This window comes from Pseudomonas sp. MWU13-3659, from assembly GCF_023757525.1.
In the GTDB taxonomy this organism is placed as follows: Bacteria; Pseudomonadota; Gammaproteobacteria; order Pseudomonadales; family Pseudomonadaceae; genus Aquipseudomonas; species Aquipseudomonas entomophila_E.
The window spans coordinates 57,475-67,834 of the sequence record NZ_JAMSHW010000024.1; the positions used below are offsets into that span (position 1 = coordinate 57,475).

Annotated in this window: 11 protein-coding genes; 3 read left to right on the forward strand and 8 right to left on the reverse strand. The window is 62.2% G+C overall.

The genetic code is table 11. The features are described from left to right. Positions 1-6: 6 nt before the first annotated feature. From NGM28_RS22605 to hemJ, 6 genes are all read right to left on the reverse strand, one after another. Entirely contained in the window at positions 7-1,044 is a 1,038-nt protein-coding gene (locus NGM28_RS22605; protein ID WP_240063874.1) for a DUF2157 domain-containing protein, read from the reverse strand. Between the two features lie 10 nt (positions 1,045-1,054). Next, the gene (gene coq7 / locus NGM28_RS22610; RefSeq protein ID WP_213659319.1) at positions 1,055-1,702 is read right to left on the reverse strand and encodes a 2-polyprenyl-3-methyl-6-methoxy-1,4-benzoquinone monooxygenase; all 648 of its coding nucleotides are present in this window, start codon (positions 1,700-1,702) and stop codon (positions 1,055-1,057) included. 65 nt (positions 1,703-1,767) lie between these two features. Beyond that, a complete protein-coding gene (locus NGM28_RS22615; RefSeq protein WP_011531867.1) occupies positions 1,768-2,106 on the reverse strand; it encodes a histidine triad nucleotide-binding protein in 339 nt (112 codons plus the stop codon). 64 nt (positions 2,107-2,170) lie between these two features. Further along, positions 2,171-2,944: an SDR family NAD(P)-dependent oxidoreductase gene (locus NGM28_RS22620; RefSeq protein WP_252091552.1), complete on the reverse strand. Its 774-nt coding sequence runs from the start codon at positions 2,942-2,944 to the stop codon at positions 2,171-2,173. Between the two features lie 51 nt (positions 2,945-2,995). Further along, positions 2,996-3,952: an NAD(P)H-dependent flavin oxidoreductase gene (locus NGM28_RS22625; RefSeq protein ID WP_252091554.1), complete on the reverse strand. Its 957-nt coding sequence runs from the start codon at positions 3,950-3,952 to the stop codon at positions 2,996-2,998. A 30-nt stretch (positions 3,953-3,982) separates the two neighbouring features. Next, positions 3,983-4,408: a protoporphyrinogen oxidase HemJ gene (gene hemJ / locus NGM28_RS22630; protein ID WP_252091556.1), complete on the reverse strand. Its 426-nt coding sequence runs from the start codon at positions 4,406-4,408 to the stop codon at positions 3,983-3,985. A 140-nt stretch (positions 4,409-4,548) separates the two neighbouring features. Between hemJ and argC the strand changes: the two genes are divergently transcribed. Together argC and erpA are read left to right on the forward strand one after the other, a co-directional pair. Next, positions 4,549-5,583: an N-acetyl-gamma-glutamyl-phosphate reductase gene (argC, locus tag NGM28_RS22635; RefSeq protein ID WP_240063870.1), complete on the forward strand. Its 1,035-nt coding sequence runs from the start codon at positions 4,549-4,551 to the stop codon at positions 5,581-5,583. Positions 5,584-5,728: 145 nt separating this feature from the next. Then, positions 5,729-6,079 carry an iron-sulfur cluster insertion protein ErpA gene (erpA, locus tag NGM28_RS22640; protein WP_011531872.1) on the forward strand — a complete coding sequence of 117 codons (351 nt, stop codon included), beginning with the start codon at positions 5,729-5,731 and terminating at the stop codon, positions 6,077-6,079. A gap of 61 nt (positions 6,080-6,140) precedes the next feature. Here erpA and NGM28_RS22645 read toward each other — a convergent pair whose 3' ends face one another. Both NGM28_RS22645 and NGM28_RS22650 read right to left on the reverse strand, forming a co-directional pair. Further along, on the reverse strand, positions 6,141-7,232 hold the full coding sequence (locus NGM28_RS22645; RefSeq protein ID WP_252091558.1) for an anhydro-N-acetylmuramic acid kinase: 1,092 nt from the start codon (positions 7,230-7,232) through the stop codon (positions 6,141-6,143). A gap of 4 nt (positions 7,233-7,236) precedes the next feature. Next, the gene (locus NGM28_RS22650; RefSeq protein WP_240063868.1) at positions 7,237-8,652 is read right to left on the reverse strand and encodes a peptidoglycan DD-metalloendopeptidase family protein; all 1,416 of its coding nucleotides are present in this window, start codon (positions 8,650-8,652) and stop codon (positions 7,237-7,239) included. A gap of 212 nt (positions 8,653-8,864) precedes the next feature. Here NGM28_RS22650 and tyrS point away from each other — a divergent pair, with 212 nt between their 5' ends. Further along, positions 8,865-10,064, forward strand: coding sequence for a tyrosine--tRNA ligase (gene tyrS / locus NGM28_RS22655; RefSeq protein WP_240063867.1), 1,200 nt, complete (start codon positions 8,865-8,867; stop codon positions 10,062-10,064). Positions 10,065-10,360 lie beyond the last annotated feature (296 nt).

The following is a 10,360-nucleotide window of genomic DNA, read 5'->3' on the forward strand; positions in this document are numbered from 1 at the left end:
GAATGCTCAACGGCGCAACGCCGGGAGCAGTTGCAAAAGGCTGACAGGCACTTTTGCTCGTAGGTGTGCGCTCAATGCTTCCCGTCGCTTCTGGTAGAGCACACCCAACCCGATAACCGCAAGGCCGATCAGGGTCAGTACTACAGGGAACAGCAGGGAATCGGCGAATACTTCGTAGGAAAGGTACCCAAGGTAAGCCGCCACCCCCATCGCTCCGAACACCATGAATACCGGCCTGCGCAAAAGCACAGCCAGGCCCATCAGGCCCAGGTTGATCAGGCAGTACACGATCTTGCCCCATTCGCTGCCGCTGTCCATCAGCGTCAGTCCGCCCCAGAATGCCGCCAGCCCGGCGAGGTACCCCCAGAAGGCGTAATCGCGTGCGGTGCGCCCGTCCACCACGAGAAACACCAGCAGCATGCCCAGTCCGAACCACAGCGATACGGTACGGCGTTGCTCCCAGTCGAAGACATCGCCGTAAAACCATTCGGTGAGGTCCATCGACATGAACCACAGCGCCACGGCAATCGGCATGACGATGAAAGGGAAGGGCACCAGGCGCAGCATCAGCAGGCCGGCGAGCACGGTTGCCGCCTCCATGACCAGCCAACCGCCCTGCACATAGGTGTAGTACTGGTGATAGTCGCCTTGGGCATCATCCATTGGCCACCATCCGAGCAAGCGCTCGATGGCGAATACCGCCAGCGGCACGATGCTGACCGCCACCGCCGCCAGTACCCCTGCGGCGATGGGTTGGCCTCGGCGTTGCAGTGACAGGGCGAACAGGGTGATCGCTGCGATGTAGAGCAGTGCGATGGCCAGCAGCGCAGAGTCGCCGATGCGCATCCAGGCTTCCGTGAGCAACCAGCCCATGGCGCCCATAATCAGCAGCGCGCCGAAATAGAATGCCACGTGAGCCAGTTGGAAGCTGCCGGAGGTTTGTGGCTGCTGGCGCAGGAAGTCCAGCAATGCCCGGTCCTGGCCGGGTTGCAGTATCCCGGCGCTTACGGCGCGTGCCAGGTCCTTGGCGTCGAAGCGTTCCATCCGGGTTACCTCAGATGCGGTAGGTGCTCTTGGTCATGACCTTGGCCAGCAGGCTCATACCGAAGCGGACCGGTGCCGGGAAACGATAGCCACCAGCTTCCAGGGCCGATTCAGCGTGGTGCTCCTCATCGATGCGCATCTGCTCGAGGATCGCTCGGGACTTGCCGTCGTTTTCAGGGATCTGCTCAAGGTGCTCGTCCAGGTGTTTGCACACCTGATGCTCGGTAGCCGCGACGAACCCCAGGCTGACCTTGTCGCTGACCAGGCCGGCGAGGGCGCCGATGCCGAAGGACATGCCATAGAACAACGGATTGAGCACGCTGGGGTGGCTGTTGAGCTGGCGAATACGCTGCTCGCACCAGGCCAGGTGGTCGATTTCTTCTTCGGCCGCATGCTCCATGGCCTTGCGTACCTGGGGCAGCTTGGCGGTCAGGGCCTGGCCCTGATAGAGCGCCTGGGCGCAGACTTCACCGGTGTGGTTGATGCGCATCAGGCCGGCGATGTGGCGGGTTTGCTGCTCGTCGAGTTCAGCGTCCGGCTGGATGATCGCCGGGGACGGGCGGGCAGGTTGGCCGCTGAAGGGCAGCAAGGTGCGCATGGCGGTATCGGCCTGCAGCAACAAGCGGTCGAGCGGCGAATAGTGACGTTCGGTAGCCATCGGGCACCTCCGCAAGAGTGTGCCCGACAGTTTACCGCAATCGGTTGAACCGAGCTTGCCTTGGATCAGCCCGGTGGCCAGTGCATCTGGCGCTGGCCGAGCACATGCATGTGGATGTGGTAGACGGTCTGGCCGCCTTTCGGGTTGCAGTTCATGACCACCCGGAAACCTTCCTCGCAGCCCTGCTCGACGGCCAGGCGCTGGGCGGTGAACAGGATGTGGCCAGCCAGGGCCTTGTCCTCTTCGGTCAGGTCATTGAGGGTGCGGATATGTTTCTTCGGGATGACCAGGAAATGTACCGGCGCCGCGGGGGCGATATCCTTGAAGGCCAGAATCTGGTCATCTTCATAGATGATATCCGCCGGGATTTCCCGGTTGATGATTTTGAGGAATAGATCGTCCACAGCACTTGCTCCATGGTGAGTGTCCGGGCCGAGTGTACTGAGCCCGATGCCGCTCGCCCAGTGGTTATTCCATGCCGACCGGGCAGTAGCGCCGATGGATCACCCCGGCCAGTTTGCGCGTAAGCCAGCGTGGCAGCAGGCGCGGGGCGAAGGCCAGCCAGCGGTTGCGTCGGCCAGGCATGATCAGTGCGTGGTTCTTGTCCAGGGCGCGGACGGTGTACAGGGCAATTTCCTCGGGGCTGGGGCTGCCATCGAGCTTTGGGATGCTGCGCCGTGACGAGCGTACAGGCCCAGGGCACAACACCGAGACCTTGATCCCAGTGCGCCGAAGCTCCTCGCGCAACGCTTCGGAAAAGCTCAGCACATAGGCCTTGCTGGCGGCATAGGCAGCCATCCAGGGGCCGGGTGCGACGCCGGCGAGCCCCGCGACATTGAGAATCTGCCCACCGCCCTGGATCGCCATCAGGTTGCCAATGGCATGGCACAAGCGGCTCAGGGCGAGGATGTTGACCTCAAGCAGATCCTGCTCGTCGGCCCACTCATGGGCGAGAAACGGCCCGTAAGTGCGCTGCCCGGCGCAATTGACCAACAAGTCGATACGCCGCTCGCCTTCCTCCAGCTCAAGCACGAAGCCCGAAAGGCGCAAGGGCTGGCTGAGATCGCAGGCACGGAACAGCACTTCGACCCCGAACCGTTGGGTGAGCTCGATGGCTACCGGTTCCAGCGTCTCGCGCTGGCGTGCCACCAGGATCAGGTTGCGCCCGCGCCGCGCCAGTGCCTCCGCCAGGGCGAGGCCCAGGCCGCTGGAGGCTCCGGTGATCATGGCGTAACGGGTCATGCAAGGCTCCTGGGGCGTTGGGGGCGCCTAGTGTACAGCCTGGCCGATTTGCTACAAGGCGTTGCCGCGTAGCTGCTGGCTACGATCAAGGGCCTCCTGGTATTCGTCGTGCAGACGCTCGATCAGCTTGGCGACGTCAGGCAGGTCGTGGATCTCGCCAACGCCCTGGCCGGCGGACCAGACGGTTTTCCACGCCTTAGCCTCATCGTCCAGTGGCTTGAGCTTGCCGGTTTCATGGTTGCTTTTGAGCGTGTCGAGATCGTAACCGGCCTGCTCCAGGCTCTGGCGCAGGAAACTGGCCGGGATGCCGGAGACCGCCGGGGTGTGCACGATGTCGGCTGCGCCTGCATCCAGGATCATCTGTTTGTAGGCGTCCTGGGCCTGGCTCTCCCGGGTGGCGATAAAGCGTGTGCCCATGTAGCCAAGGTCGGCGCCGAGCATTTGAGCGGCCAGCAGTTGGTTGCCGTGATTGAGGCAACCGGCCAGCAGGATGGTCTTGTCGAAGAACTGACGGATTTCCGCAACCAGCGCGAACGGGCTCCAGGACCCGGCATGGCCGCCCGCGCCCGCGGCGACGGCAATCAGCCCATCGACACCGGCTTCGGCGGCTTTCTCGCCATGGCGGCGAGTGGTGACGTCATGAAACACCAGGCCACCATAGCGGTGTACCGCATCCACCACTTCTTTCACCGCCCCCAGGCTGGTGATGACGATCGGCACGCGATGCTCGACGCACAGTGCCAGGTCGGCCTGCAGGCGCGGATTGCTCTGGTGCACGATCAGGTTCACCGCATAAGGCGCTGGTGCCTGCAGTAGTGCCAGTCCAGCCTCGATTTCTTCCAGCCAGGTTTTGAAACCCGCACTGTCGCGCTGGTTGAGCGCGGGAAAACTGCCCACCACGCCATTGGCGCAGCAAGCCAGCACCAACCCAGGGTTGGAGATCAGGAACATCGGTGCGGCCACCAACGGCAAGCGCAGGCGTTGTTCGAGCAGGGCGGGCAGGGACATGGCGAAACTCCTGTAGGCGGTGGTTAATCGTCAGAACGGTTTGACCACCACGAGAATTACGATGCCCAGCAAGATGAGGACGGGCACTTCGTTGAACCAGCGGTAGTAGACATGGCTGTGGGTGTTGCTGCCTGCGGCGAAGCGTTTGCGCTGGGCGCCGCACATGTGATGGTAGACGGTGAGCACGGCTACCAGTGTCAGCTTGGCGTGCAGCCAGCCCTGGCTCAGCCAGCCGGGGTTGAGGTAGAGCATCCAGCCGCCGAACACGTAGGTGGCGATCATCGCCGGGTTCATGATGCCCCGGTACAGCTTGCGCTCCATGGTGATGAAGCGATCCAGGCTTACGCTGTCCTGGCTTTGGGCGTGGTACACGAACAGGCGTGGCAGGTAGAACAGGCCGGCGAACCAGCAGACCACGCTGACGATATGCAGCGCCTTGATCCATAGATAGAGCATGGGGAGTTCCTTCAGGTTTTCACGGTCGTCAGATAGTAGAGTCCCAGCGCCCGAAGGGACATCCCAAGAGTTGTTACAGGTCTTGCGCGCCCCTATTATCGTGCGCTTTCCAGTCGGTTCGTTGATAAGGGGCAAGCGTTATGATCAAGGTCGGTATCGTTGGCGGCACGGGCTACACCGGTGTCGAACTGCTTCGTCTGCTGGCGCAGCATCCACAGGCCGAAGTGGCGGTGATCACTTCGCGTTCCGAGGCGGGCGTGGGGGTTGCCGACATGTACCCGAACCTGCGCGGCCATTACGACGGGCTGACCTTCAGCGTGCCTGACAGCAAGACCCTCGGCGCCTGCGACGTGGTGTTCTTCGCCACCCCGCACGGCGTCGCCCACGCCCTGGCCGGCGAATTGCTGGCGGCGGGGACCAAGGTCATCGACCTGTCCGCCGATTTCCGCCTGCAGGACGCCGCTGAATGGGGCAAGTGGTACGGCCAGCCACATGGCGCGCCCGAACTGCTCAAGGATGCGGTCTATGGTCTGCCCGAAGTGAACCGCGAGAAGATCCGTCAGGCGCGCCTGATCGCTGTGCCCGGCTGCTACCCGACCGCTACCCAGCTGGGCTTCCTGCCGCTGCTGGAAGCTGGCCTGGCCGACCCAGCGCGCCTGATCGCCGACTGCAAGTCGGGTGTGAGCGGCGCCGGCCGTGGCGCTGCGGTGGGTTCATTGTTTTGCGAGGCGGGCGAAAGCATGAAGGCCTATGCAGTCAAAGGCCATCGTCACCTGCCGGAAATCAGCCAGGGCCTGCGCCTGGCCGCGGGCAAGGACATCGGCCTGACGTTCGTGCCGCACCTGACCCCGATGATCCGCGGCATTCACGCCACCCTGTACGCCACGGTCGCCGACACCTCCGTGGACCTGCAGGCGCTGTTCGAGAAGCGGTATGCCAACGAACCGTTCGTCGACGTGATGCCGGCCGGCAGCCATCCGGAAACCCGAAGCGTGCGCGGCGCCAACGTCTGCCGCATCGCCGTGCACCGGCCGCAGGGTGGCGATCTCGTGGTGGTGCTGTCGGTGATCGACAACCTGGTCAAGGGCGCATCCGGACAGGCGGTACAGAACCTGAACATCCTGTTCGGCCTGGATGAGCGCATGGGGCTGTCCCACGCCGGCCTGTTGCCGTAAGCCGCCTCCCTGTATCAAGGCCCGCTCCGCGCGGGCCTTTTTCATGGGCGCGACTAAAGCCGCACAATTCTTGACCGATTTTCTCGGAGAAGCGGATAATGCGCGACATCGAGTTTTATGGCGGCACTGCGCCGGGAGAATCAACATGAGCGTCGAATCCTTCACCCCCACGGCTTTGGAGTTCACCCCAGGGGCTGCGCACAAGGTGAAGACTCTGGTCAGCGAAGAGGGCAATGACCGTCTGAAGCTGCGGGTATTCGTGACCGGCGGTGGCTGCTCGGGCTTCCAGTACGGCTTCACCTTCGATGAGGACGTGGCCGAGGACGACACCATCGTCGAGCGTGAGGGTGTCGCGCTGGTGGTCGATCCGATGAGCTTCCAATACCTCGCTGGCGCCGAGGTGGACTATCAGGAAGGCCTGGAAGGTTCGCGCTTCGTGATCAAGAACCCGAATGCCACCACTACCTGTGGTTGCGGCTCGTCGTTCTCGATCTGATCGTCGTGCTGCAATGCAAAACGCCGCGCAATTGCGCGGCGTTTTGCATTCTGCAAGGCGGCTATGCCGGGTAGATGGCGCCGAGGATGCGCAAGCCTTTGGCGGCGGTCACGCTTGGGCGGTTGGCGGGGATGCCCTCCAGGCAGCAGTGGGCCAGCCAAGCGAAGGCCATGGCTTCTACCCAGTCAGGGTCCACGCCATGCGCCGCCGTGCTGGCAACCTTCGCCGTGGGCATCAATGCTGCCAGGCGGGCCATCAGCGTTCCATTGCGAGCGCCCCCGCCACACACCAGCAACGACTCGGTAGCGTCCTGGGCCTGGCGCAGTGAGTCGATGATGCTGGTGGCTGTCAGTTCCAGCAGAGTGGCCTGGACATCTTCAGCCCGGTACGCAGGCAAGCGCGCAAGGTGTGTATCCAGCCAGGACAGGTTGAATACTTCGCGGCCAGTACTTTTCGGACCGCTCCCGGCAAAGAACGGATCACTCAGCAACGCTTCAAGCAGGTCGGGTTGGATTGCACCACTGGCCGCCCAGCTGCCATTGGCATCAAAGGCCAGGCCTTGCTTGCGTTCGACCCAGGCGTCCAGCAGTACGTTGCCAGGCCCGCAATCGAAGCCATGCACTGGTTTGTTCTGCTCGATCAGGCTCAGGTTGCTAAAGCCGCCCACATTCAAGATGGCTACTCGCTGGCCGAGATGCCCGAAAAGGGCCTCGTGAAAGGCCGGTACCAGCGGCGCACCCTGGCCTCCAGCCGCCACGTCCCGGCGGCGAAAATCACCCACCACGCAGATGCCGGTCAGTTCGGCGAGCAATGCCGGGTTGCCAATCTGCACGGTAAAACCGCGAGCGGGTTCATGGCGGATGGTTTGGCCATGACTGCCGATGGCGCGGATAGCGTCAGGCTTCAGGCCTTGAGTGGCCAGCAGATGATTGATGCCGTGGGCGGCGAGGCCGGCCCAGCGATTCTCCGCCAGGGCTGCACGCGCAATCTCGTCCGAGCCGCTGGCGCAAAGGCCGAGCAAATCCTGGCGGAGATCGGCGGGCATGGGGATGTAATGGGTGGCGAGCAGCTTTGGCTGCTCGAGCTGTTCGATCAGAGCAATGTCCAGGCCATCGAGGCTGGTCCCGGACATTACCCCCAGGTAGAGCGCCATGCCGTCAGCGCTTGTTGGCGGCGAGCAGGGTGGCCTTTTCCTGATCCATGCGGGCGATCAGGGGTTGGCTCTGCTGATTGAAGCGTGCGCGTTCGGCCTTGGCGATCGGGTCGGCCATCGGCACCTTCTGGCTCAACGGGTCGACGTGCACGCCATTGACCTGGAACTCGTAGTGCAGGTGTGGGCCGGTCGACAGGCCGGTGGTGCCGATGTAGCCGATGATCTGGCCTTGCTTCACGCTGCCACCCGTCTTGATGCCCTTGGCGAAGCCCTGCATATGACCGTAGAGGGTCTTGTAGGAGTTGCCGTGGGCAATGATCACGGTATTGCCATAGCCACCGCGACGGCCTGCCAGTTCGATGCGGCCGTCGCCGGCGGCCTTGATCGGGGTGCCGCGGGGGGCGGCGTAGTCCACACCTTTGTGGGCGCGGATCTTGTTGAGGATCGGGTGCTTGCGGCCAGCGGAGAAGCGCGAGCTGATGCGGGCGAAATCCACCGGGGTGCGGATGAACGCCTTGCGCAGGCTATTGCCGTCGGCGGTGTAGTAGTTGGTGTTGCCCTGCTTGTTGGTGTAGCGCACAGCGGTGTAGGTCTTGCCGCGGTTGGTGAAGCGGGCGGAGAGGATGCTGCCGGTGCCGACCACCTTGCCATCCATCATCTTCTGCTCGTAGACCACGTCGAATTCGTCGCCAGGGCGGATGTCCTGGGCGAAGTCGATGTCATAGCCGAGGATCTTGGCCATGTCCATGGTCATGCTATGTGACAGCCCGGCGCGTTGGGCCGAGGCCGACAACGAGCTCTTGATCACGCCGTGCGCGTAGGCGGTGCGTACCACCGGTTTGCTGACTTCGCGATCGAAGGTGAAACCCTTGTCGGTGCGGGTCAGGCGAATGGTCTCGAGATTACTGACCTTGCTATGCAGGCTGGTCAACTGGCCATCTTTGTCCAGTTCGAACTGCAGCACCTGGCCGTGCTTGAGCTGGCTGAACTGCTTGGCCTGCTTGTTGCTGGCGAGGATGTCGTGGACGGCGTTGGCAGGCAGGCCGACCTTGTTGAACAGGGTTGAAAGGGTATCGCCGCGGGAGACGACCACTTCACGATGGCCAGGTGCCTTCTCTTCTTGCTTGGCGACAGGCGCGGGTTCGCTCTTGGTCTGGGCGGTGTCCGCCTCATCGCCTTCGATCTGGGCGAAAGGGGAGTCGGTGTTCTGCTCGGTCTGCACCAGCGGCGCGGCCCGGGATTCGTCCTTCAGTTGCTCGGCCGGGCTTTCCAGCTCCAGGCTGAGGGTGGTTTTCTTGGCTTCGACTTCGCTGGAAGGGAAGACCAGCAGCGCCAGGCTGAGCAGGGCAGCGATGCCGCTGGCGGCCAACAGATGGCTTTTCGGATAAAGCGGGGGCGCTTTAGGCGTTTCGTTGGTCATAGGTGAAGTGACTTTGAAAAAATGAAATGGAAAAGATGAATGACATGATGAAGATGAAATAACTGTATAAAATATAACCAAATCCGTTCTCGCGCAAGGGCGCGTAGACGCCGTGGCGCGTCGTTCGGGTCACATTTCATTGCGAAACTTGTAATTGATGGCCGATCTTGTATGGTTGGCTCCCCTTGAATCTGAGCCTTGCGGGTCTGTCTATGAAGTCGGTTGAAGAGCAGCTGGCGCTTATCAAGCGCGGTGCGGAAGAGGTATTGGTCGAGTCGGAACTGGTGGAGAAGCTCAAGCGCGGCGAACCGCTGCGCATCAAGGCGGGCTTCGATCCAACCGCGCCCGACCTGCACCTGGGCCACACCGTGCTGATCAACAAGCTGCGCCAGTTCCAGGAGCTTGGCCACCAGGTCATTTTCCTGATCGGCGACTTCACCGGCATGATCGGTGACCCGAGCGGCAAGAGTGCCACGCGCCCGCCGCTGACCCGCGAGCAGGTGCTGGATAACGCCGAGACGTACAAGCAACAGGTGTTCAAGATTCTTGATCCAGCGAAAACCGAGGTGGCGTTCAACTCCACCTGGATGGATCAGCTCACGCCTGCCGACTTTATCCGCCTGGCGTCCCAGTACACGGTCGCGCGCATGCTCGAGCGTGACGACTTCGACAAACGCTATACCAGCAATCAGCCGATCGCGATCCATGAGTTCCTCTATCCGCTGGTACAGGGGTATGACTCCGTGGCGCTGAAGGCTGATGTGGAACTGGGTGGCACCGACCAGAAGTTCAACCTGCTGATGGGGCGTGAGTTGCAGCGCTCGTATGGGCAGGAAGCGCAGAACATTGTCACCATGCCGTTGCTCGAAGGGCTGGACGGTGTGAAGAAGATGTCCAAGTCGCTGGGTAATTATGTCGGCATCCAGGAAGCGCCTGGGGTGATGTACAGCAAGCTTGTGTCGATTCCGGATACCTTGATGTGGCGTTACTTCGAGCTGCTCAGCTTCCGCTCCATGGAAGAGATCGATCAGTTCCGTGCGGATGTCGAGAAGGGCGCTAATCCGCGGGATATCAAGATCAAGCTGGCTGAGGAGATCGTCGCTCGCTTCCATGGTGAGGAGGCTGCTGCCAATGCTCATCGTGCGGCGGGCAACCGAATGAAGGATGGCGAGTTGCCGGAAGACCTGCCGGAGATTGAAGTCGCTGCGGCGGAAGACCTGCCGATCGCTGCTGTGTTGAACCGTGCGGGGTTGGTGAAGAACTCGGCTCAGGCTCGGGACTTGTTGAGTGGTGGTGCCGTCAAGGTTGATGGGGCGGTAGTCGAGCGTGACTTCATGTTTGCGCTTGGCGCAACCCATGTGTGCCAGGCGGGGAAGAAGGCCTTTGCGCGGGTGACGCTGAAGGCGGAGTGAGGTTTGCTTCTTTATAGAAGGAGCGAAAGCGGGGAGGCCGAGAGGTCTCCCCGCTTTGTTTTTGGGGCTTCTATATAGAAAGCGTTGTGGCTGGCAGGTGCCTGTCTATGGATTGTGTTGGTTTTGAGAGGTGCCCGCCGAGGTTTCTCGGGCGCTCTCCAGATCGAGCGCCGCCCGCGCGGCGCATCGCGGATGAATCCGCTCCTACATCTGTTGCAACGTGCCGCACCTGCAAGGCCATGGTCGCCCGCCGACATACCGTGTCGCGGCCCTGTAGGAGCGGATTCATCCGCGAT

Excerpts from the sequence above, each read along its gene's own strand:
- NGM28_RS22620 (WP_252091552.1), bottom strand. The coding sequence starts at position 2,944 with ATGACCCGTTACGCCATGATCACCGGAGCCTCCAGCGGCCTGGGCCTC.
- coq7 (WP_213659319.1), bottom strand. The coding sequence starts at position 1,702 with ATGGCTACCGAACGTCACTATTCGCCGCTCGACCGCTTGTTGCTGCAG.
- NGM28_RS22645 (WP_252091558.1), bottom strand. The coding sequence starts at position 7,232 with ATGGCGCTCTACCTGGGGGTAATGTCCGGGACCAGCCTCGATGGCCTG.
- NGM28_RS22625 (WP_252091554.1), bottom strand. The coding sequence starts at position 3,952 with ATGTCCCTGCCCGCCCTGCTCGAACAACGCCTGCGCTTGCCGTTGGTG.
- NGM28_RS22605 (WP_240063874.1), bottom strand. The coding sequence starts at position 1,044 with ATGGAACGCTTCGACGCCAAGGACCTGGCACGCGCCGTAAGCGCCGGG.
- NGM28_RS22650 (WP_240063868.1), bottom strand. The coding sequence starts at position 8,652 with ATGACCAACGAAACGCCTAAAGCGCCCCCGCTTTATCCGAAAAGCCAT.
- argC (WP_240063870.1), top strand. The coding sequence starts at position 4,549 with ATGATCAAGGTCGGTATCGTTGGCGGCACGGGCTACACCGGTGTCGAA.
- hemJ (WP_252091556.1), bottom strand. The coding sequence starts at position 4,408 with ATGCTCTATCTATGGATCAAGGCGCTGCATATCGTCAGCGTGGTCTGC.
- erpA (WP_011531872.1), top strand. The coding sequence starts at position 5,729 with ATGAGCGTCGAATCCTTCACCCCCACGGCTTTGGAGTTCACCCCAGGG.
- tyrS (WP_240063867.1), top strand. The coding sequence starts at position 8,865 with ATGAAGTCGGTTGAAGAGCAGCTGGCGCTTATCAAGCGCGGTGCGGAA.